Source organism: Paenimyroides ceti (assembly GCF_030409925.1).
In genome coordinates this window covers 1059891-1083003 of sequence record NZ_JAUFQU010000001.1, presented here as the reverse complement: position 1 = coordinate 1083003, position 23113 = coordinate 1059891, and the positions used below count along the sequence as shown (strand labels likewise).

Genomic DNA, 23113 nt, shown 5'->3' with positions numbered 1-23113 from the left:
GAGTTACATTCTGTTCCATTTACCTCCGTTGAGAGGTGATATTTTTGTCAGAACTTCTACAACACTTTGTTTATTGAACTCAGGTCCGGCAGAAAAAATAGAAACGATTTCATCTGCTTTAGCATCAAAAAACATACGTGTTGGCAGTGCATTTGGTCGGTTTCTATGTACGTTAGAAAGGATATCCAAAGCTGTTTTCACTCCTTTTTTACCCTCTAAAGGATTATCTGCCATAAGATCCATACCGTGTATGTGATATTGATAAATAGCTTCTCTGTATGAAGCATTGGCTCCTGAAAGAATTTCATTTGCAACCGCAAAACGATTGTTTTTATTTCCTTCCTGTTTCCAGCCTTTGGCATTCATCTGTTGTGCCATATTTACAATATTCTGTGCTTTCTGTAAATTTGGAGTCCCTCCGTTTAGGGAGAAGGAATCGGCATCAATACCTACAATAATATTGGCATAAAAAGATAAAACGGCTACAAGATTGGAAGAAATATTATTTTCGCTATAGGTCAGCGCTTCAAATTCTATATATTGAAAATCAAAATCTTCATCTCTGAAATTAAAAACCGGTGACGAATAGTTAGAATTGTAAACAGGTCTTGAAGATTGCACCTGTATGCTTCCCGAAAAATTATTTACATCCAGTGTTTTAATGATAATAAGAATATTACAGTCTATTTTTTCGCTTCTGTTTACATTTTTAGTTGACCATTGCGTATTGTCCATAAATTCTTTTACAGCTGTTTTCAGCGTCTTAAACACCTGTTTATTGGATTGTGAAACCGCATCAGAATTTATTTCTACCGTAGTATTCAGTTCCTGTGCCTGAACAAAAAAACCAAATAGTACAAAGACAATAACAAGCCATCTATATTTCATAATGTTCTTTTATTTTATTTACAATATCCTCAGCTACTGCTTCTTTTGATTTCAACTCTTGCGGAAAGATATTAAAATCTTTATCAATAAAGGTAACCTTATTTGTTGGTTTACCAAAACCTGCTCCTTCATCATTTAAGGAGTTTAAAACAATAAGATCTAAATTCTTTTTCTTGATTTTAGCTTTTGCGTGTTCAATTTCATTCTCTGTTTCCAAAGCAAACCCTACGAGATACTGCTGCTTTTTTCTTTCTCCTAAAGAAGCAAGTATGTCCGGATTTTTCTCTAACTCTATTGTAAACGTACTTTCGTTCTTTTTTATTTTCTGTGCCGCCACAACTTTTGGTTTGTAATCTGCTACTGCTGCTGCAGCTACGACAACATCAACAGAATCAAAATATTGATGACAGACATCATACATCTGCTGGGCAGACTCAACTTTAATATTCTTTATGGTGGTGTTTCTGTTTTTCATATGGGTGGGTCCTGTGACTAAAATCACTTCGGCTCCTTTATCAGCCATTGCTTCTGCAATGTCAAATCCCATTTTTCCAGTAGAATGGTTTCCGATAAAGCGGACAGGATCAATGGATTCATAAGTAGGACCTGCAGTAACCAATACTTTTTTACCTTTTAAAGAAGTTTCTGCAACAATATGATTTTCTAAAAAGCGAAGTATATTTTCAGGTTCCGCCATTCGTCCTTCACCGGACAGACCGGATGCCAATTCACCGGATTCTGCGGGAATCATTATATTTCCATAAGAAGCTAAAAGGGAAAAATTATGCACTGTGGAAGGATGTTTGTACATATCCAAATCCATTGCCGGGGCAAAATATACGGGGCATTTTGCAGAAAGGTACGTTGCCAGTAACAGGTTGTCACAAGCTCCGGTAACCATTTTTGAAAGGGTATTTGCTGTAGCCGGCGCAATAAGCATGATGTCAGCCCAAAGTGCCAGTTCTACATGGTTGTTCCATGAAGCACCATTCTGATCTTCATAAAAAGTAGAATATACAGGACGTTTAGACAAAGTTGATAATGTTAACGGGGTAACAAAATCACGAGAAGCAGGTGTCATGATTACCTGAACCTGAGCACCTGCTTTTATGAATAATCTAACTAATATTGCTGTTTTATATGCAGCAATACCGCCGGAAATGCCCAGCACTATTTTTTTACCGCTTAAAACAGACATCGGTATATTATTTAGAAGGTTCTTTGTAAGTTACTTCACCATCTAACCACTCTTCTACTGCCAAAGCATGAGCTTTTGGTAGTTTTTCATAATATTTAGATACTTCAATTTGTTCTTTATTTTCAAATACCTCATCTAAACTATCATTATACGTAGCGAACTCATCCAATTTATCAATAAGCTCCTTTTTAATTTCGCTATTGATTTGGTTGGCTCTTTTAGCAATGATGGTGATTGCTTTATAAATATTACCAGTAGATGCTTCTATTTCATCTTTATTATACGTAACCGTATTTACCGGTGCATTCGTTTTTTTTAAGTCCATTTAAATAATTAATTTGTAAATTGTTGTAATTCCTTTTCAACACGTGCCAACATCTGATCAGCATCTGCCTTGTATTTTGTATTTTCATTGAATGAAATCAAGCTTTTATATGCTACCTGAGCATTTTTTAAGCGTTCTTCCATTTTGCTGTACACACTGTTTATTGCTAATTTATAAGCAGAATCGAATTTATAAAACAGTGCATCTTCTTTGAAAACGGAGCCCGGATAATCAAGCATAAAGTTATCCAAAGAAATCATTGCCGCATTATAATCACGTGTATATTCCCCTATCTTATTGTACAGTTTTGCATTTTCAAAAGCTTTACGCTCTATTTTCTCCACCAGCTCTTTGCTGTATTTTTTAGCTAAATCAGCTTTTTCTGATTGCGGATAAGCAGCGAGAAATTCCTGAAATTTTGCAATACCATCATGTGTAACCAACTGATCCAATTTATAATCTTCTGATCTCAGATATAAGGTATAAGCTTCTAAATACATCATCTCTTCTCTGAATACACTCGCAGGATATTTTAAGTTAAACTCCTTGATAATAGGTGTTGCCAATTCATAATTCTTTAAAGCCATTTGCGATTTAGCATAGTTGATGTACAGCATCTGTGCTTCAGGAGCAATGCCTATTTTCGGCTTTGCCTGCTCATATAAACGCGTCGCTTTTCGGTACTTCCCCTTTTCATACAAATCATGAGCTGCAGCTATTTTATAAGCCACATCTTCTGATTTCATAGCTTTCTGATACGTAGACTTACAGCCTGTCAATGCAAGCATTAATAATAAAGCACAGGAAATTTTCTTCATAAATCGGTTTTTATACACCATCAAACCATGTTTAACAGCAAATGCAAATTTAATATTTATAATTGACTCTACAATTCTTTTTTTAGACATAAAAAAAGATGTCCAAATAAAAACATCTTTTTTTAATAATCCACTTAATTTTTCGTTAATATTATTACGCCAGATTGGTCTGTATGGAAGGGAAATTTTTAATATCGTTATCAAACAGATACAAGCCTCCTTTATCATCACCGATCAGGTTGATTTTATCTAAAATAGTACGTGCCGTAGCTTCTTCCTCTATCTGTTCTGATACATACCATTGCAAGAAATTATGAGTAGCATAATCTCTTTCTTCCAGAGAAACATGAACCAACTCATTAATACTTGCAGAAACATACACCTCATGTTCAAACAATTGGGTAAATAATGTTTTGAAAGAGGTATGATCTAATTCTGGCTGTATAACCGCCGGTATAATTGCTTCGCCACCGCGCTGATTGATATATTTTACCAGTTTCAGCATATGTACACGCTCTTCATCTGACTGCGCATACATGAAAGTGGCAATTCCTTCAAAACCCTGGTTTTCTGCCCATGAAGCCATAGCCAGATATATTTGCGATGAATCTCCTTCTATTTTTATCTGCTTGTTTAAAGCGGATTCAATTTTTTTTGATAGCATACTGTTTCTTTTTTGATTATTTAGTTTTTAAATTCTTTGACAAACTGAGTAATACGATTTGATAGATCGCTGTTTACAGGAACCAAAGGAAGTCTTAACGTATTTTCCGATAGGTTCAACGCCTTGAAAACCTCTTTGATACCAGCCGGATTTCCCTGTTCAAATATCATATTGATACTATCACTCAACTGGTAGTGTATCTGATAAGCCTCATCTGCTTTTCTTTCTAATCCCAACTGTACCATTTTTGAAAACGCATGAGGAAAACCTTCTCCAATCACAGAAATAACACCATCTCCTCCTGCAAGTACCATAGGTAGCGTAATCATATCGTCTCCGGAAATTACTAAAAAGCCTTCTGGTCTGTCTTTTATCAGTTGCATTGCCTGAACAATGTCTCCGGCCGCTTCTTTAATTCCTATGATAGAATCACAATCATTTGCAAGTCGTATTACGGTAGCCGGCAACATATTGCTTGAAGTTCTGCCCGGAACATTATAAATTATAACCGGTAAAGGCGAATGCGCTGCAATCATTTTGAAGTGCTGATAAATTCCTTCCTGAGTTGGCTTGTTATAATAAGGAGAAACAGACAAAATTGCATCAAACCCCGATAAATCTTCAGTTTGTAGCTGATGTACTATTTCCATTGTATTATTACCACCTACTCCCAATACCAATGGCAATGTATTATTGTTTGCTTTTTTTACGGTACTTTTTACTAATTCTTTTTCTTCTTTGGTGAGAGTGGCTGCTTCAGCAGTGGTTCCCAATACAACCAAGTAATTTATTCCGCCTTCAATATTGAATTTTACAATTCTCTCGAGGGCTTCCACATCTACAGAAAAATCACTTTTAAAAGGAGTTACAAGTGCTACTCCGGTACCGATAAACTTTTGCATTGAATTTTATATTTAAATTTAGTTGAAGGTATTTTAACATCGTGATGCTTTACAATGAATAAAATCGTTGTAATTTTACCACTACACAAAGTTAAATAATTTAAGGAAGATTTAATGATACGATTTTCTAAAAAAAAGACTTCATTTATTAGTTTATTTTTATTCTTAATCTCAATAAATGCATTTTTCGCATGCAGCCCGCATCTGTATCGGAATACAGAAATAAAAGGCAAAAACATCTCTGTCTCCGACACCCTTGCTCCCGACCTTTCTATAGATAAGTTTGTAGCCCCTTATAAAAAACATATCGATGAAGATCTGAGCAAAGTCATTTCTCACAGTCCTATAACTATGGACAAATCAAAAGGAAAATGGGAAACCATCATCGGAAATCTATTTGCAGAAGCTACTGTAGAAATTGTAAATCCTGTGTTTCAGAAAAGATATCAAAAAAATATTGATGGCTGTATGCTTAACCACGGTGGCATCCGCTCTGTAATTTCTGAGGGAGATGTAACTACCCGTGCTGCATTTGAAGTAATGCCTTTTGAAAACGAAGCAGTGGTACTTGAATTAAAAGGCGAACAAATCATAGAATTGGCAAACTATATGCTTGCTAATAAAAAGCCCCATCCGTTAGCAGGTATTTTCATTCATATTGATGCTAAAACGCAACAGCTGAAAAATGTATATATCAACGGCAAAATTGTTTCACCTGAAAAGACATACCTTATTGTTACTAACGATTATCTTGCACAAGGAGGTGACAGTATGGTATTTTTTACCAAAGCTGTACGCACCTATACTATGGATTACAAACTGCGCAATGTGCTTATTGAATATTTTAAAAAACATCCTGAACTCCCGGTTATTACAACCCAACATATAATTGAAGAAGGCAATGAATAGAAGAGATTTTTTACAGAAAACTGCCTCAGGAACTGCCTTTGTTGCCCTTGGAGGTTTATCCTTATCCAGTTTTACAGGAAATGATTTAAAGCGTTTAACCATTCTACATACCAACGACACCCACAGTCATATAGATCCTTTTCCTTCTGATCACGGAAAATATCCAAATCAGGGAGGCGTTGCCAAACGTAAAACTTTGATAGACAAAATCCGAAAGGAGAGTAAAAATGTTCTCTTGCTCGATGCCGGTGATATGTTTCAGGGAACCCCTTATTTTAATTATTTTGGTGGTGAACTGGAAATAAAACTGATGAATATGCTGCAATATGACGCTACTACCATCGGTAATCACGAATTTGATAATGGTGTAGGCGGACTGGCTTCCCAGGTTGTAAATGCTAATTTTGATATTCTGAACGCCAATTACGATTTTAAAAATACGGTAATGGACGGCTTAACAAAACCGTATCGGGTTTTTATCAAAGATGGTATCAGAATTGGTGTTTTTGGTCTTGGCGTAAAACTGGCAGGACTTGTCAATAAAAGAGAATATGGAGAAACTGTTTTTATCAATCCCGTTGAAGTTGCCCAGGATATGAGCCGTATTCTCAAAGAACAGGAAAAATGTGATTTGATCATCTGTCTTTCCCATTTAGGCTATAAATATGACATAGCGAGTGATAATGTGAGCGATTTGATGCTGGCTTCACAAACTAAAAATATTGACTTAATCATCGGAGGACATACCCATACGTTTCTCGACAAACCTACTATTGTAAAAAACAGTGAAGATAAGGATGTAATAATTAATCAGGTAGGCTGCTTTGGTCTTGTACTGGGACAAATAGATTTCTTCTTCGATACATCCAAAAACAGTTCTACACTTACTAAAAATATTATAGTGTAGTTGCTTTTTACGATTATAAAGCTAAAAAATCCACTTTTCAGTGGATTTTTTTATGACAAATAGTCTTAAAGTTAATTTGATACAAACTTTAATCCGACGATAGACGCAATCAATGTAAAAATAAAAAACAACCTCCAAAAATCTACGGGCTCTTTAAAAAACAATATTCCCATCAATACGGTTCCTACAGCACCAATTCCGGTCCAAACTGCATAGGCAGTTCCCAAAGGTAAGGTTTGAGTAGCTTTCATCAATAAAGCCATACTGACAATAAGGCTTATTAAAAATCCCAGAAACCATAAATAGGAAGTTGTTCCTGCAGTTTCTCTGAATTTTCCAAGACAGGTCGTAAATCCGATCTCAAAAAGTCCGGCTATAATCAATAATATCCAATTCATTTTCATTTTTATTTTGTGCAAAGATACTCATAAAACCAAGGTTTATCTGGTAGAAAAATAATCTTTTACAATCATCCTATAATTCATTATCTTTGCGGGTATTTTAAAAATACGTTATTTTTCAAAATTATAATATACACGGAAATGAGACACACCAAAGTAATTGATCTTTTAAATGGATCGAGTCTTTTACAAGAAATTACCGCAAAAGGTTGGGTAAAAACGTTTAGAAACAATCAATTTATTGCATTGAATGACGGTTCTACTATACATAATATACAATGTGTTGTTGATTTTGAAAATTTCCCGGCAGAATTATTAAAGAAAGTTACTACCGGAGCAGCAATAGCGGTAAAAGGTACTTTGATTGAAAGCCAGGGAGCAGGTCAGAAATTCGAAATTCAGGTAAAATCCTTAGAAATATTAGGAGAATCAGATCCTGAAAAATTCCCAATCCAGCCTAAAAAACACTCCTTGGAATTTCTCCGCGAAAATGCACATTTAAGAGTAAGAACGAATGTATTCGGAGCTATTATGCGTGTGAGAAGCGTATTGTCTTATGCGGTACATAAATATTTTCAGGAAAGTGGATTTGTATATGTAAATACGCCTATTATTACCGGATCAGATGCTGAAGGTGCCGGAGAAATGTTTCAGGTAACATCGCTTTCTCTTGATGGTAATGCTCCGAAAAATGAAGATGGCACCATTAACTATAAAGAAGATTTCTTCGGAAAACATACGAATTTGACTGTTTCCGGGCAATTAGAAGCTGAAACGTATGCGATGGCTTTAGGTCAGGTATATACGTTTGGTCCTACTTTCCGTGCAGAAAACTCAAATACATCTCGCCATTTAGCTGAATTCTGGATGATTGAGCCCGAAGTAGCTTTTAATGATCTCGATGCAAATATGGATCTTGCAGAAGATTTTATCAAGTCAATCATTCGTCATGTCATGGAAAAATGTGAAGATGATTTAAAGTTTTTGGAACAACGACTGAAAGACGAAGAAAAAAGCAAACCACAGGCAGAACGCAGTGAAATGAGTTTAATTGAGAAATTACAATTCGTTTTAGAAAACAACTTTAAACGCGTTTCTTATACAGAAGCAATTGATATATTAAAAGCTTCCAAACCAAATAAAAATAAAAAATTCCAATATATCATTGAAGAATGGGGAGCTGATTTACAAAGTGAACATGAGCGTTTTCTTGTAGAGAAACACTTCAAATGCCCTGTTATCTTATTTGATTATCCGGCAAACATAAAAGCGTTCTATATGCGCTTGAATGAAGATGGAAAGACAGTTCGTGCCATGGACATTTTATTCCCGGGTATCGGAGAGATTGTCGGCGGCTCTCAGAGAGAAGAGCGCTACGATGTATTGGTAGAAAAAATGAAAGCGCTGGATATTTCTGAAGAGGAATTGTGGTGGTATCTTGATACCCGCAGATTTGGTTCTGCAGTACACTCCGGTTTTGGTTTAGGTTTTGAAAGAATGGTACTCTTTGTAACGGGTATGACCAACATCCGTGATGTAATACCATTCCCAAGAACACCGCAAAACGCAGAATTTTAATTTACAATTCGTTAATCCTATAATAATAGTTTAACTTATCAACGTTTTTTCATAAATTTGATGAAACAGATATAGGTTAAACTATTTTTTGTACACCAACTTAGCAGCATTATTCAATATATGTTAAAACAAAACTTACAATTAAAGTTATCTCAAAAACTATCGCCTCAGCAAATACAATTGATGAAGCTGATACAATTGCCCACGCTGGCTTTTGAACAACGATTAAAAGAAGAACTGGTAGAGAATCCGGCTCTTGAATCGGGTAAAGAAGACAATGTGGAAGCAGATGAATTTGGGGAGCAGGATGATTTCGATGACTATGACAATGAACGGATTGATACTGATGAAATCAATATTGACGAGTATTTGAGTGATGACGAAACCCCTGACTATAAATTACAAACCAATAACTATAGCGATGATGATGATGATAAATTCAGCCCTATAGTAGCTCAGATAAGCTTCCATCAGGATTTAATCAATCAGCTGAATACTTTTATGCTGAATGATGAAGATCGTGTAATTGCAGAGTTTTTAGTCGGGAGTATAGATGATATGGGATACATCCGACGAAGCATTCAGGATATAGTAGATGATATGGCCTTTACTCAGGGGATTTATACGGATGAAGAAAAGGTTACCGATATCCTTCTGAATATTATCCACGAACTGGAGCCTTCCGGGGTTGGTGCAAGAGATTTACAGGAGTGTCTTTTACTGCAGTTACGTCATAAAACACCAAGTGATGCTGTAGAATTGGCAACGGATATTATTGAGAACCAATTTGATGCTTTTACAAAAAAACATTATGAAAAATTATTACAGAAATATGGTGTAAGTCAGGATCAGCTTAGAAAAGCCATTGACGAGATTGAAAAGTTAAACCCTAAACCGGGTGGCGCTTTTGCAGGAAATTCAAAGGCTGTTGAGCATGTGATTCCTGATTTTACGATAAAAATAAATGATGGTGAGCTTGAATTGTCTTTAAACGGAAGAAATGCACCTGAATTGCACGTATCAAAAGATTATCAGGAAATGCTTGAAACGTATAAGGCATCTGCAGATAAATCAAATGCACAAAAAGATGCAGTACAATTTATCAAGCAAAAACTCGATGGTGCAAAGTGGTTTATCGATGCTATCAAACAACGGCAGGAAACACTATTTGTAACCATGAGTGCAATTATACAATATCAGCAGGAATATTTTCTTGACGGAGATGAAACGAAACTAAAACCAATGATTCTGAAAGATATTGCTGATATGGTGGGCTTAGACATCTCTACTATTTCCAGAGTAGCCAATAGTAAATATGTAGAAACACCATACGGTACAAAACTTATTAAGGAGTTCTTCTCTGAAGCAATGATTAATGATCAGGGAGAAGAAGTCTCTACTATCGAAATTAAAAAAATATTACAGAACATCATTGCTGATGAAGATAAACAAAAACCTTATCCGGATGATCGTCTCGCAGAATTATTAAAAGAAAAAGGGTATCCTATTGCCCGAAGAACTGTTGCAAAATATCGTGAACAACTTGATATACCCGTAGCAAGAATGCGTAAAAAAATATAACCGCCTTTTGAGAAAATTTTTAGGCATATTTTCCTATATATTTCATCCTGTATTTATCCCGCTGATAGCTACAGGATGTTTTTATTATCTGTCTCAAAACTTTTATAATACAACCGAAATTTACGTCACTGTTATACAGGTTGCTATTATGACCTTTCTATTACCAGTCATCCTCTTTTTATTTCTTAAATCGTTTAAGATGCTTACATCTTCTATCATGGTAAAAGATACAGGTGAAAGAAAGGCTCCGGTTTTTTTGAATATTGTATTGATGTATATTCTGGTTTTTCAGATATTATTCCTGAACAGGAGTAACGAACTCAAGCTTTTTCTCACTGCTTACGCAGTTTCGTACAGTATTGTTTTTCTAAGTCTCTTTTTTAAAAAGAAGTATAGTTTACACATGCTTAGTTTCAGTGCCTTTGTTATGTTTATGATGCATACAGCACAGAGTTATTATCTTCCCTTTATATTTCCACTATGCATTTTAATTCTTTTGCTTGGCCTATTAGCATCCTCAAGATTAGCTCTTCAGGCACATACTACCCGTGAAATTCTTATCGGTTGCCTGATAGGAATTATTCCTCAGTTAGTATTCCACACTTTTTCTATATCGTTTTTATAAAATATAAAAGGCAAGACCTACATTAAAATAATTGAGTCCTTTGTTGTTAGGTATGATATTTTGTTTGAAAACAGGTTGAAAGCCATAATACGCATAGAGATTCCATGTATTAAATCCTGCTGAAATATACATACCAATCATTGATTTATTCAGATCAGGATTATTCTTATAAGTAAAATTACCATGTTTTCCTTCATAAATTGATTTGCTGCTCAACAGATAACTATATTTAATTCCGGCATACACTCTCCAGAATTTATGAGATTCCATTGTAGAGTTTCTCCATCGGAATTCTAAAGGAATTTCCAGATACCAAAAATGCTGATTGTTTTTTTCATAATCAGAGTTCACCTCATAAGGAACGATATCCGAATTGATGGTCAGGAGATTATGACGAAGGTTATGATAAGCCAAACCAAGTCCTGGTGCAATAGCAATCCTTCGGGCTTTGTTTAAAGGAATATCTCTTAAGAAACCAAAAGTCACACCTGGAGACAATGAGTTTTGCTTAAATCCGTGTGGTTTATTTTGTAAAATACTATGCGTGATGGTCACGTACATCTGATCTTCTCGATAGTACGGATCGTCAATAGAAATGGTTCTTTCAACTTTTCCGATGGTATCATTCGACTGACTGAAAGCCGCCATACTGCACAAACAAAAAAATACTATTTTCTTCATAATCTTAGAATGCAAACATCAACCCTACTCCTAATAACTGCTTGAACTGTACACGAGGCCCTTCAGTTATCTGAACGCCTCCAACATCTCTTTTATTCTTTATGTCATCATCATATATCAAATACGCTCCCACAGTTGCTTTTATATAATTATTTACTGACATCTCTAATTGAATCTGCCAATCGATATCTATATTTCCAAAGTTATTCAAATAGTCTGTATAAATATTTATTTTATGATCAAGAACTACATTTTTGATTAATTGTTTTCGGTACTGATTGGTAATTAAAAAACCTAATTCATGCCGTGCACGTTTTCCTGCTTTCAACAGGTTTCCGTCCTCGTCAAAAGTTCCTCCGTTAAGTCCAAATTCTCCCAAATTTGCCAATCGGCTGTCAGCAACAACTGTTGCTTTCCATGTAGCAGGTGAAATATATACTTTGAGCCCGTTATCGGGAATTGAGAATTCCGCACCAATACCGGTGAATATATAAGCCGGTGCAAAAGCTCTCGAAATAGGTTTCTCTATATTCGGATAGGAAAAACCATCAGCCATCTGAGTATTCAATGTGAATTTTCCTGTATAATACCAATTCGATTTCACAGAAGTTTTATAACCAAATGTAGAGTTTACAGACAGTACATCATCGGTTTTTCTGACCTCTTGTCCTTCCTGACTGTTCAATCCGTATCGTAGTTTTAATTCACTTACCCATACCAGACGTCCTTTTTCATATTTGCGGTAAAAATCACCTTTCGCTATTCCGGATACCGAATTGAAACCTCCGGCATTCCAGTTTGAAAATGTTCCTTGGTTTACATCAATTCCAATAGCATTTTTTTTAGTCCAGAAACTTTGTTTGGTTTTTTCTGATGATATTTCATCAAAAGGAATCTGATAATTGGCTATGGGCTTGTTATTGTAAATTAATGGTATGTTTTCAGAAACTAAAAAATAGCTGATATCCCGATTTTTATTTCTGCGACTGACTTCAAAAGTAGACAAGGTTACCTTTTGCAGCGTACTGTTAGTGGTTTTTACAAGAATAGAATCCTGTAAAATAATTTTCTGCTCCACTAATACAGGAGGTAAATAAACGGTATCATTTACAATTCTGAGACTGTCCAGTATACTAAATTCTTTTCTATAAAACGTTTCTACATCTGCCGCCCTTTTTCTTATGATGCTGTCATTTTCTTTCACAATTTGAGAAAATGCATTTGCGCTGAAAAAGGCTGGTAAAATGTATAAAATATATTTAATAAATTTCATTATCTGTAAATTGTGAAAAATATTTTTTTAAACTTAATATGTCCAAACCACATTCTTCCATTTGTTCCTGAACCGTTGCATGTTCAATAAATTGGTCTTTTACTCCTATATTTTTAACCCTTATATCTGGGAAATTTTGTGCTGTGTATTGTGCTATTAAACTTCCAAAACCTCCATTTACAGTTCCTTCTTCCACGGTAATAACGTTATCATAATTTACTAAAATTTCCTGTAAAAATGCTTCGTTTAGTGGTTTTATTTGAACAAAATGATAATATGATAACTGATGATTATCTATTAAGTTGAGAGCATCAACAACATTTTTATAAATGGTTCCGGTACTTAGTATTACTGTTCTGGTACCCAGAAAAACCGGCTCAACTTCATTGAAGTTAATTTCCTCAAAGGGCTGTTTCCAGTCTTTTATATAACATCTGCCTCTTGGATATCTTATTGCAACCGGTTTATCATTATGCAACTGAAGCGTATAAAGACTGTTTCTCAGTTCCAGTACATTTTTCGGAGCCAGTATCTGTATATTGGGAATGGCGTTTAAATATGCAATATCATATACCCCTTGATGGGTCGCTCCATCTTCTCCAACGAGTCCTGCACGATCTACACAAAAAATCACCGGCAGATTCTGAAGGGCAATATCATGAACTACCTGATCATATGCGCGTTGTAAAAAAGTGGAATATATAGCACAAAAAACGGTAAAACCTTCTGTCGCCATACCACCTGCCAATGTTACCGCATGCTGTTCTGCTATACCCACATCTATTCCTCTTTCCGGAAATTTTTCCATCAGATAACGCAATGAACTTCCGGTAGGCATGGCAGGCGTAATCCCGATTATTTTTTTGTTTTGCTCTGCCAGTTCTACTAATGTCCATCCGAATACATCCTGAAATTTAGGAAATAAGTTTTCCTGCGGCGGATATAATTCACCGGTATCCTTATCAAATTTGCCCGGTGCATGATACGTAATCTGATTTTCTTCTGCCTGTTTAAGTCCTTTGCCTTTCGTGGTAATAATGTGCAGAAACTGAGGTGTTTTTTTATCTTTAAGTTTTTGGAATTCAGCAATAAGTTTCGGCAAATCATGCCCGTCTACAGGTCCCGTATAATCAAAATTTAATGATTTAATCATGTTATTTGATTTAGGGTTCTTCCCCATCTTCACATTGGTCAGATAGCTTTTTAAAGCGCCTACACTTGGATCTATTCCGATAGCATTATCATTGAGGATGATCAACAGATTGGAATTGGTCACTCCCGCATGATTCAATCCTTCAAAAGCCATTCCTGAAGCAATGGAAGCATCTCCTACTACCGCTATATTTTTACGGTCTGTATCTCCATTTAAACCGGCAGCTATTGCCATACCTAAAACAGCTGAAATGGCTGTAGATGAATGCCCTGTTCCAAACGCATCATAAATACTCTCTGATCTTTTCGGAAAACCGCTGATTCCGTTTTTCTGACGGTTGGTAGTAAACAAATCTTTTCTGCCTGTAAGAATCTTATGTCCGTATGCCTGATGACCCACATCCCAAACCAGTTTATCATGTGGAGTATCAAACACATAATGCAATGCAATTGTAAGCTCTACAACCCCAAGACTTGCTCCTAAGTGTCCTTCTTTTGTAGCAACAGCGTCAATAATAAAATGTCTCATTTCTCTGGCCAGTTGTTCTAACTGAGCCAAAGTCATATTTTTTATATCTGACGGGCTTTGTATTTGCGACAAAATAGTTTGCATATCACTTAAATTAACTGCAAATTTACAATATTTAGTTTTATATCTATTTTTAATATGTACGAGATTTTTTCGGATGAATATTTTATGCAGATAGCACTTAATGAAGCCAGAAATGCTTTTGATCGTGATGAAATCCCTATTGGAGCTGTTGTGGTTGCCAATAATCGTATTCTCGCAAAATCTTACAATCTTACGGAAGCACTGATTGATGTAACTGCTCATGCAGAAATGCAGGCCATTTCAGCCGCTTCTGATGCAATTGGTGGCAAATATCTAAAAAATTGTACGATGTATATTACTGTAGAACCCTGCCAGATGTGTGCAGGAGCTCTGTATTGGAGTCAGATTTCAAGAATTGTATATGGAGCAAGTGATAATAAAAGAGGATTTACTCAAATGGGGGGGAAAATACATCCGAAAACAGAAATTGTATCCGGCGTTTTAGAAAAAGAATGCAGTGATCTGATGAAATTGTTTTTTGAAAATAAAAGATAAAAAAAGACTTCTATGTAATATAGAAGTCTTTTGTTTATACATTTTACAAAATATTAGAATCTGTAACCTACTGAAACCTGAATAACTCCATTCTTTCCATCCGGTTTTACATTTCCTACTTCTTCAGCCACTTTAGTTAAACCAAAATTGTAACGTGCACCAAATAAGATTCCGTTTTCAAGTTGATATTCTGCTCCTACAGCAATTCCTATATCAACCGATTTAAATCCATCTTTTGCATCAAGTGAAACATCTCCCGTTTCTGCTTCTGATTTTGCTAAAAATCCAATTTGTGGACCTAATACAATACCTAAATTTTCAACTGCATAGTATTTTGCTAAAATAGGCACATTTACATAATCTAAAGAGAGCGTATAATCCTGTCCAAGGATTTTACCTTTTTGTCCCTGTGTTGAATACAATACCTCCGGTTGAAGAGAAAACTGATCAGAAAGTGGAATTTCTACAAAACCACCTACATGAAAACCTGTTTTCATTTTTGCATTGTCAACATCAGAACCCGGTAAGTTAGCGAAGTTAACCCCTCCTTTAACACCAAATTGTACATCCTGAGCATTAGCTGCTAATGAAACAGCTAAAATAGCTCCAACTGATAATAAAATTTTTTTCATAATTACTTTCTTTTTATTTGATATTCTATAAAATGATATAGTTTATTTTTTATTAGCAAATTCTATTCCCTTTTTTGTAATCGCTGCACTAATTTTGAAGAACGGTAACCGAAATCGGCTCCGTAAGCATTAATTACCAATCCTTTAATACCTAATTTTGGAGATGATATGGCATAGACTATACTTTCGTCTCCGGGATCAGTCATTCCCTCAAAACGATAGAATTCATCAATATAGAACTCTTGCGGGGATAATTCCAGCGTACCCTGCTCACATAAAAAACAATCTTTTTCTTCATGAACTAAAAAGTCGGTTGTATAGCCCCTTTTTATTAAATCGTTAACTGCTTCGCTTAAAGTATCATACTGATAATTATTATTTTCCATACTACATTGTTTTAATCTAATATTATGATTTGTTGTATTTAAAGATACATTTTTTTTATTAATTTTGGCTTGAATATAAGAGAAATCAACTGTCATGAAAATAAAAAAAACAGCAGTCTTACTTTTTGCAGCAGGACTTATTTTTGCAGGATGTAAACAATCATCTAATAAACAGGAAGAGAATGGTATACCTAATGATACAGTTACACTTCCAAATGAAACAGCTTCTACAGAAAAAGTATCCGGAAGCATGGAAAAAGCTACTTTTCAAATTGAGGGTATGAGTTGTGCCGTAGGTTGTGCCAGTGTTATTCAGGGAAAACTTGCAAAATTGGATGGTGTTAAATCAGCAACAGTAGATTTTGAATCTAAAACAGCTACTGTTGAGTTTGATAATGCCAAGCAAACTACTACAACCATCCAGACTACGGTAGAAAAAATTGCCAATGGTGCGTATAAGGTAGAAAATATGTCTTCTTCTAAAGAAACGGCAATGCTTTATCAGGAACCGAAAAAAGAAGAGAAAAAAGCCTGTTGTTCAAAAGGAGCTAAATCTTGTTCTTCTAAAGAAAAAACAACCGAAGGAAAAGAAAAAGAAAAAGCTTCAAAGGATAAAGAAAAGAAAGCAACTAAAAATGCTTAAAACTAAAAAAGGTTGCTCGGCAACCTTTTTTTTATTATTTTAATCCTCTCTTGATCAGAAGAGGTTCTATTTTAGGATCAGCTCCTCTAAAGTTTTTGTATAAAACCTGTGGATCTTCTGTACCTCCTTTTTGTAAAATATTCATTCTGAAGGACTGTGCAACTTCAGGATTGAATAGTGAAGTAGATTTAAAAGCTTCAAAAGCATCTGAATCTAAAACTTCTGACCAGATATAACTGTAGTACCCTGCCGAGTAACCACCTGAAAAAATATGGCTGAAGTAAGTACTTCTGTATCTCGGGATAATGGCATCAATCATTCCTACATTTTTCATCGTATTTACTTCAAAACTATTGATGTCTTCTGTTATCGGCTTTTCAATAGTATGATATTTCATGTCTAAAAGTGAAGCTGCCAAATATTCTGTAGTAGCAAATCCCTGATCAAAAGTTCCCGCTTTCTTCATTTTTTGAATTAAGGCATCCGGAATTACTTCTCCTGTCTGGTAATGTTTGGCAAATAATTTTAATACTTCTGGTTCTGCTGCCCAGTTTTCCATAATCTGAGAAGGTAATTCCACAAAATCCCGGGGAACATTGGTTCCTGCCAGACTCTGATAATGTACATTGGACAGTAATCCATGCAAGGCATGCCCAAACTCATGAAAATACGTAGATACCTCATCAAAAGTTAATAATGCAGGTGCATTGGCAGTTGGCTTGCTAAAATTGCACACAATGGAAATTACAGGCGATTTACGTTTATTATTCTCAAAGCTTTGCTCCCGGTAAGATGTCATCCATGCTCCTCCTCTTTTAGAAGCTCTCGGATACATATCCATATACAAAATTCCTAAATGGGTACCATCTTTTTCCAAAACTTCCCAAACTGTTACATCTTCATGATACTTCGGAACATCTTTCAGCTCTTTATATTGAAGACCATATAAACGCGCCGTAACATCAAAAATTCCATCTCTGACTTTGTCAATACTAAAATAAGGCTTAAGCTCCTGTTCGTCTAAGTTATAACGCTCTTTTCGAATTTTTTCAGCATAAAAACGCCAATCAGCCGGCGTTACATCTTCATCGATACCATCGCGCTTCATCATATCATAGATATCAGCAGCTTCAGCTTTTGCTTTTGCCAATGCTGGAATCCAGAGTTGATTCAAAAGCTTGTTTACCGTTTCGGGATTTTTGGCCATACTTTCTTCCAATACATAAGCCGCATGGTTTTTATATCCGAGAAGTTGTGCTTTTTGCATTCTCAAATTCGCAAGACGGGCAACAATTTCTTTATTGTCTTTGTCATTATTATTATTACCTCTGAGTTGGTAAGCATTCCATAAAGTCTGCCGTAAGTTTCTGTTTTCAGCATATTGTAAAAATGGCATGACTGATGAATTGCTTAAAGTGAAAATCCATTTTCCATCTTTATTTTTTGCTTTGGCTTCATTGGCTGCTGTTTCTATTAATTCTTGCGGTAATCCTGCAAGATCAGCCTTGTTGTCCACAACAAGTTCATAAGAGTTCGTTTCGCTTAACAGATTATCTCCATATTTTAAAGATAATACAGAAAGCTCACTATTGAGTTTTCGCAGCTTTTCTTTATTTTCTGCAGAAAGGTTGGCTCCACTGCGAACAAAACTTTTGTACGTTTTTTCCAAGAGTTCTTTTTGTTCGGGAGACAGTTGTATTTTTTCTGCATTGGCAATCAGATGGTCGTTGTACACTTTTTTTACTTTGGCAAAAAGCTTTTCATTCAATTTAATATTATCTGAATGTTCTGATAACTTTGGTGCCAGATCCTGAGCCAGTTTCTGTAAACTATCATTTGTATCTGCACTTGTGAGGTTATAAAACACCGTAGTAACTCTGTTTAAAAGTTTTCCCGATTTTTCTATTGCTTCAATAGTATTTTCAAAAGTTGGTGCCTGTTTAGATGCAACAATAGCTTCAATTTCTGATTGATGTTCTTTAATTCCTTCTAAAATTGCCGGTTCAAAATGTTTCGTTTGAATCAGTTCAAATGGAGGCAGCTCATAAGGTGTATTCCATTCTGCAATTAAAGGATTATCTTCTCCTGATATCATCGCTTTATTTTGTTTTTTTTCACAAGATACAGCAAAACCTACAACGGCAGTTAATAAAATAGCAGTTCTTTTTCTCATAATTTGTTATGTTTCCCTGTAAAAATACAAAAATGAAATGAATATTTATAATCGCAAAAAAGGCTGTCTTAGTAAAGACAGCCTTTTTATTTTATTTTAAACTATTTTAGAGAATAAGCATGGCATCTCCATAAGAGTAAAATTTGTATTTTTCTTTTACCGCTTCTTCATACGCTTTTTCCATGAGATCATGACCACAAAAAGCGGAGATCATCATCAACAAAGTTGATTTTGGCATATGAAAATTTGTAATCATAGCATCTGCGATACTAAAATCATACGGTGGGAAAATGAATTTGTTGGTCCAGCCGATAAACGGATTCAAGGTTTTATTGGAAGATACTGAACTCTCCATTGCACGCATAGTAGTAGTTCCTACACAACAAACTTTTTTGCGGTTTGCCTTTGCCTTATTCACAATATCACATGCTTCCTGAGTAATGATAAGTTCTTCTGAATCCATCTTATGTTTGGACAAATCTTCTACCTCAACCGGATTAAAAGTCCCTAACCCAATGTGAAGCGTTACTTTTGCAAAATCGACACCTTTGATTTCTAAACGCTTCAATAAGTGTTTTGAGAAATGCAGTCCGGCAGTAGGTGCTGCTACAGCTCCTTCTTCGGTTGCATATATGGTCTGATAACGTTCTTCATCTTCAGGAGTTACTTCTCTGCTGATGTACTTAGGGATAGGGGTTTCACCAAGTTCTGTCAATTTATTTCTGAATTCTTCATAAGAACCGTCATAAAGAAAACGCAAGGTTCTACCACGAGAAGTGGTATTGTCAATAACTTCTGCCACTAATGAATCATCTTCTCCGAAATATAATTTATTTCCAATACGGATTTTACGGGCAGGATCTACCAATACATCCCATAAACGTTGCTCTGCATTTAATTCTCTTAATAAGAAAACTTCAATCCGGGCTCCGGTTTTTTCTTTATTTCCGTAAAGACGAGCAGGAAAAACTTTTGTATTGTTTAATACCATTACATCGCCTTCTTCAAAATATTCAATAACATCTTTAAATAATCGGTGTTCAATTTCTCCAGTTTTACGATGTACCACCATAAGGCGTGCTTCATCTCTGTTTTCTGCAGGAAACTCAGCTAATAGCTCAGCTGGTAAATCAAAATTGAAATTAGATAATTTCATACTATGTACCTCTTTTTTAGTTAAATCAAAGCGAATAAAAAGCTTTGAGCCTGCAAATATACGACCTCAAAACAGGCGTTGTCAAGTAAAAGCCCATTTATTTTACAAAACCTTTATAATTCCTGCATTTTAAAACCTATCTTTTTTAAATCTTTCCAAAAATCAGGATATGATTTAGAGACTACTTCTGCTTCCTGAATATCTAACGTTGTTTTTAAAGCCAAAGGGGCAAAAGCCATCGCCATACGATGATCCTGGTATGTTTTGATTAATACCGGTTTTGTATCCCGGTTGATATTTATTTTTGATGTGAGCTGTAAAGAGTTTTCTGTTATACAAACAGTACCTCCCCATTTTTCTATTTCATTTTTTAATGCTTGTAAACGATCTGTTTCCTTGATTCTCAGCGTATGGAGTCCTGTAAGATTACACAATATATTGAGACCAAGACATGTAACTGCTATGGTTTGAGCAATATCCGGAGCATTTGTTAAATCAGCTTCTAAATACTCTTTTGCCGGAGAAGCCACTTTTTCCAATCGGATGCTTTTACCTTTGAAATGTGTGGTAACGCCAAAATTTTCATAGATTCTGATAATACAGGCATCACCCTGAAGGCTTTCTTTTTCAAAGTCTCTAAGTTCTAAGAATGTTCCTACAGGAGATAGAGCAATTATAGCATAATAGTAGGAAGCAGAAGACCAGTCACTTTCTATCGATAATGTAGTATCTGCTAATTCAGAAGCAGGATAAACGGTTATCACATCATCTGTCCAGTCTGTTTTTACTCCTATTCTATTAAGCATCTGTAACGTCATTTTTATGTAAGGTACAGAAGTGACTTTTCCTATGAGTTGTAACCGGAGTCCGTTTTCTAACCTGAAAGCTATCAGTAATAGAGCGGATATATACTGACTGCTTACTGTTGCCTGGATGGAAATTCTATTTTGAATTAATTTTTTTCCTATGATTTTTAACGGAGGATAGCCCTGTTTTTCCAGATAATGGATCTCCGCTCCCAATTGTTTTAATGCCTCTACTAAAATTCCGATGGGACGCTCATGCATACGATCAGAACCTTTTATTATTACGGAACAATCGGGCTGAATCGCAAAATAGGCTGTTAAAAAGCGCATTGCTGTTCCGGCATGCCCTATATCAATCACTTCTTTTTTTTCTGATATAGCCTGGAGCATGAGATATGAATCATCTGAATCAGACCCATTTTCTATTTGTATCGAATGCTGTAATGCTTTTAGTAACAAAGCACGATTTGTTTCTGATTTTGAACCTGATATTTTTATGATTCTGCTTTCAGGTTTTTCTATTTTATGTAAGCGAATGTTCATTTATAAAAAAGAATGGATAGCGTATTTATACAACAAACCAAAGATGATTCCGAATCCGAAACTCAGAAAGGTACCGATCAGTATGTATTCTGTCAAAGCGACATCTTTGGAGCGTCTTAAGTCCCCGAATCTGAATATTGATTTAGCTGCCAACAAAAAGCCTATTCCTGACCAGAAGTTCATCACTACAAATAAAAAGATAAACAGTCTTTCGAGAATTCCGATGTACTTTCCGGCATAGTTGGTATTCACATTGCCTTCTATATGATTCTGTTTTGTCCATTTAGACAATAATAGTTTTTGTACAATTGCCGTCACATATGTAACTAATAATAAAGAGACAAGCAACGCTAAGTTCTGTGGTTCGTATAGGATATCTATTCCTTGTTTTAAGGAGAACGGATAAAAATAGTTTACAGCACAAAAAAGCGTAATTAAATGTAAGAACTGATCCAGAAAAAAACATTCTTTTACATATTTTGGTTTTTCAAAATAGAGTTTCATCAGGTCAATCAGATAATGAAAAAGGGCTATGAATAGAATTGTAATAAAATAGGTGCTGTCAAACCGGGTTAAAATACATAAGAGCAAAAAATGAATTCCTATGTGATAATAAAGGTATTTGGAGCGGATTTTATACTTCTTTTTATCCTTTACCCAAGCAGTTGGCTGTAAAAGAAAATCTCCGATCAAATGTGCTAATAGCAATTGTAAAAAAAAGGTCATCATATCTTTTCTATTTTATCTTTATAAAAAGCCATTACATTTTTTATTTCATCATATCCGCTTCTTTTTAAAGCGGCATTAATAGTACTTTGGCTCTTCGATAATTTTTCACCTAACTGATATTGATTTAATCCCGGTTGCTCAAGGGCTGTAGCAACAATTGCCGCAGAAGCAGGTGTCCAGTCATTGGTAAATTTTGTGACAAGCTGAAAAATCAGGTTAAATGTTTCGTCAAAATCTACATTATGCGATTTTATGGCCAAAGTATTTTTTTTAAGTTCATCAAAGCATACTCCGGAGTTTACAAATGCCGATCCGTTTGATGTAGTGACCTTATCTGAAAAATAAGTGACATCACCAATACCAATTGCCATACGCACGTCTAAACCTTTTATTGTTTTGACATGGGCTTTTAATTGAAAACCAGCATGTAAAGCTATGGAAGCTTCTGTGAGTAACTGAAAACTGTCTCCTCTGAAAATTTCCCATTCTTTATTTTTTTTGCCTATTTCTGACAACGATGTTTTTAAGATCTCTAACCACTCTGCTGTATCTGATTCTTGCGAATTGATAATATCACCTGTAATAACCGCTTTCATTTTTTTTAGGAAAGATACAAAAAAATCGCTTATATAAGCGATAATCGAAAAAATCGCCTAAAAAGACGATAATCAAAAAAATCGCCTGAAAAGACGATTTTAAACTACTTTAATTTTTCATTACTATGATGGCGGTTGTGATCACGTTTGGTCTTCATTTCCATTTTTTTATCAAATGCTGCCTGTAAGTCAATTCCGGTTTGATTGGCCAAACAAAGAACTACAAAAACAACATCAGCAAGTTCTTCCCCTAAATCTTTGTCTTTATCACTTTCTTTTTCAGATTGTTCTCCGTATCGACGGGCAATGATTCTTGCTACCTCACCTACTTCTTCTGTAAGTTGTGCCATATTGGTCAATTCGTTAAAATAACGGACTCCATGTTCTTTTATCCAGCTATCAACAGCAGCCTGTGCATCTTGTATATTCATCTATTTTT

At 35.2% G+C, this 23113-nt stretch carries 25 protein-coding genes; 7 read left to right on the top strand and 18 right to left on the bottom strand.

The window, feature by feature from the left end:
* Positions 1–3 precede the first annotated feature (3 nt).
* From porD to dapA, 6 genes are read right to left on the bottom strand one after another with little or no spacing between them, the layout of a single operon-like run.
* Positions 4–888 carry a type IX secretion system protein PorD gene (porD, locus tag QW060_RS05090; RefSeq protein ID WP_290362573.1) on the bottom strand — a complete coding sequence of 295 codons (885 nt, stop codon included), beginning with the start codon at positions 886–888 and terminating at the stop codon, positions 4–6.
* Positions 878–2086, bottom strand: a complete 1209-nt coding sequence (gene coaBC, locus QW060_RS05085) for a bifunctional phosphopantothenoylcysteine decarboxylase/phosphopantothenate--cysteine ligase CoaBC (protein WP_290362572.1) — start codon at positions 2084–2086, stop codon at positions 878–880. The genes porD and coaBC overlap by 11 nt, the downstream gene beginning before the upstream one ends.
* Positions 2087–2093: 7 nt before the next feature.
* On the bottom strand, positions 2094–2411 hold the full coding sequence (locus QW060_RS05080; protein ID WP_290362571.1) for a DNA-directed RNA polymerase subunit omega: 318 nt from the start codon (positions 2409–2411) through the stop codon (positions 2094–2096).
* A gap of 8 nt (positions 2412–2419) precedes the next feature.
* Entirely contained in the window at positions 2420–3457 is a 1038-nt protein-coding gene (locus QW060_RS05075; RefSeq protein WP_290362570.1) for an outer membrane protein assembly factor BamD, read from the bottom strand.
* Positions 3384–3893, bottom strand: coding sequence for a ferritin (locus QW060_RS05070; RefSeq protein WP_290362569.1), 510 nt, complete (start codon positions 3891–3893; stop codon positions 3384–3386). The genes QW060_RS05075 and QW060_RS05070 overlap by 74 nt, the downstream gene beginning before the upstream one ends.
* 20 nt (positions 3894–3913) lie before the next feature.
* On the bottom strand, positions 3914–4795 hold the full coding sequence (dapA, locus tag QW060_RS05065; RefSeq protein ID WP_290362568.1) for a 4-hydroxy-tetrahydrodipicolinate synthase: 882 nt from the start codon (positions 4793–4795) through the stop codon (positions 3914–3916).
* 114 nt (positions 4796–4909) lie between these two features.
* Here dapA and QW060_RS05060 point away from each other — a divergent pair, with 114 nt between their 5' ends.
* Positions 4910–5704, top strand: a complete 795-nt coding sequence (locus tag QW060_RS05060) for a 5'-nucleotidase C-terminal domain-containing protein (RefSeq protein WP_290362567.1) — start codon at positions 4910–4912, stop codon at positions 5702–5704.
* Positions 5697–6611: a metallophosphoesterase gene (locus QW060_RS05055; protein WP_290364693.1), complete on the top strand. Its 915-nt coding sequence runs from the start codon at positions 5697–5699 to the stop codon at positions 6609–6611. Before QW060_RS05060 ends, QW060_RS05055 begins: the two co-directional genes overlap by 8 nt.
* Before the next feature lie 71 nt (positions 6612–6682).
* Here QW060_RS05055 and QW060_RS05050 read toward each other — a convergent pair whose 3' ends face one another.
* Entirely contained in the window at positions 6683–7009 is a 327-nt protein-coding gene (locus tag QW060_RS05050; protein ID WP_290362566.1) for a DMT family transporter, read from the bottom strand.
* 144 nt (positions 7010–7153) lie between these two features.
* Between QW060_RS05050 and asnS the strand changes: the two genes are divergently transcribed.
* The 3 genes from asnS to QW060_RS05035 all read left to right on the top strand — a co-directional run bounded on the left by asnS (position 7154) and on the right by QW060_RS05035 (position 10796).
* Positions 7154–8590 (top strand): asparagine--tRNA ligase, encoded by a 1437-nt coding sequence (gene asnS / locus QW060_RS05045; RefSeq protein WP_290362565.1) that lies wholly within the window; start codon positions 7154–7156, stop codon positions 8588–8590.
* A gap of 120 nt (positions 8591–8710) precedes the next feature.
* Entirely contained in the window at positions 8711–10171 is a 1461-nt protein-coding gene (gene rpoN / locus QW060_RS05040) for an RNA polymerase factor sigma-54 (protein WP_290362564.1), read from the top strand.
* Positions 10172–10178: 7 nt separating this feature from the next.
* The gene (locus tag QW060_RS05035; RefSeq protein ID WP_290362563.1) at positions 10179–10796 is read left to right on the top strand and encodes a hypothetical protein; all 618 of its coding nucleotides are present in this window, start codon (positions 10179–10181) and stop codon (positions 10794–10796) included.
* Here the strand turns inward: QW060_RS05035 and QW060_RS05030 are convergent.
* Genes QW060_RS05030 through QW060_RS05020 form a run of 3 tightly spaced genes read right to left on the bottom strand, consistent with a single transcriptional unit; the run spans position 10791 to position 14515 of the window.
* A complete protein-coding gene (locus QW060_RS05030; RefSeq protein WP_290362562.1) occupies positions 10791–11477 on the bottom strand; it encodes a porin family protein in 687 nt (228 codons plus the stop codon). The genes QW060_RS05035 and QW060_RS05030 overlap by 6 nt on opposite strands.
* A gap of 4 nt (positions 11478–11481) precedes the next feature.
* Positions 11482–12750 (bottom strand): DUF3078 domain-containing protein, encoded by a 1269-nt coding sequence (locus QW060_RS05025; protein ID WP_290362561.1) that lies wholly within the window; start codon positions 12748–12750, stop codon positions 11482–11484.
* A complete protein-coding gene (locus tag QW060_RS05020) occupies positions 12737–14515 on the bottom strand; it encodes a 1-deoxy-D-xylulose-5-phosphate synthase (protein WP_290362560.1) in 1779 nt (592 codons plus the stop codon). The genes QW060_RS05025 and QW060_RS05020 overlap by 14 nt, the downstream gene beginning before the upstream one ends.
* 54 nt (positions 14516–14569) lie before the next feature.
* On the opposite strand from QW060_RS05020, the gene QW060_RS05015 reads away from it, so the two are divergent.
* Complete coding sequence (locus tag QW060_RS05015) at positions 14570–15010, top strand: nucleoside deaminase (RefSeq protein WP_290362559.1); 441 nt, start codon at positions 14570–14572, stop codon at positions 15008–15010.
* A gap of 53 nt (positions 15011–15063) precedes the next feature.
* Here QW060_RS05015 and QW060_RS05010 read toward each other — a convergent pair whose 3' ends face one another.
* Together QW060_RS05010 and QW060_RS05005 are read right to left on the bottom strand one after the other, a co-directional pair.
* Entirely contained in the window at positions 15064–15642 is a 579-nt protein-coding gene (locus QW060_RS05010) for a porin family protein (protein ID WP_290362558.1), read from the bottom strand.
* A 62-nt stretch (positions 15643–15704) separates the two neighbouring features.
* A complete protein-coding gene (locus QW060_RS05005) occupies positions 15705–16028 on the bottom strand; it encodes a phosphoribosylpyrophosphate synthetase (protein WP_290362557.1) in 324 nt (107 codons plus the stop codon).
* A gap of 94 nt (positions 16029–16122) precedes the next feature.
* On the opposite strand from QW060_RS05005, the gene QW060_RS05000 reads away from it, so the two are divergent.
* Positions 16123–16671: a heavy-metal-associated domain-containing protein gene (locus QW060_RS05000; RefSeq protein WP_290362556.1), complete on the top strand. Its 549-nt coding sequence runs from the start codon at positions 16123–16125 to the stop codon at positions 16669–16671.
* Between the two features lie 34 nt (positions 16672–16705).
* Here the strand turns inward: QW060_RS05000 and QW060_RS04995 are convergent, their stop codons facing one another.
* The 6 genes from QW060_RS04995 to QW060_RS04970 form a co-directional block, all read right to left on the bottom strand.
* A complete protein-coding gene (locus QW060_RS04995) occupies positions 16706–18844 on the bottom strand; it encodes a M3 family metallopeptidase (RefSeq protein ID WP_290362555.1) in 2139 nt (712 codons plus the stop codon).
* A gap of 106 nt (positions 18845–18950) precedes the next feature.
* Entirely contained in the window at positions 18951–20000 is a 1050-nt protein-coding gene (gene queA, locus QW060_RS04990; RefSeq protein WP_290362554.1) for a tRNA preQ1(34) S-adenosylmethionine ribosyltransferase-isomerase QueA, read from the bottom strand.
* A gap of 113 nt (positions 20001–20113) precedes the next feature.
* Positions 20114–21349, bottom strand: a complete 1236-nt coding sequence (locus tag QW060_RS04985; protein WP_290362553.1) for a 3-phosphoshikimate 1-carboxyvinyltransferase — start codon at positions 21347–21349, stop codon at positions 20114–20116.
* Positions 21350–22078, bottom strand: coding sequence for a DUF3307 domain-containing protein (locus QW060_RS04980; RefSeq protein WP_290362552.1), 729 nt, complete (start codon positions 22076–22078; stop codon positions 21350–21352).
* The gene (locus tag QW060_RS04975) at positions 22075–22674 is read right to left on the bottom strand and encodes a SatD family protein (RefSeq protein WP_290362551.1); all 600 of its coding nucleotides are present in this window, start codon (positions 22672–22674) and stop codon (positions 22075–22077) included. Before QW060_RS04975 ends, QW060_RS04980 begins: the two co-directional genes overlap by 4 nt.
* A gap of 104 nt (positions 22675–22778) precedes the next feature.
* On the bottom strand, positions 22779–23105 hold the full coding sequence (locus QW060_RS04970) for a nucleotide pyrophosphohydrolase (RefSeq protein ID WP_290362550.1): 327 nt from the start codon (positions 23103–23105) through the stop codon (positions 22779–22781).
* Between the last annotated feature and the right edge of the window lie 8 nt (positions 23106–23113).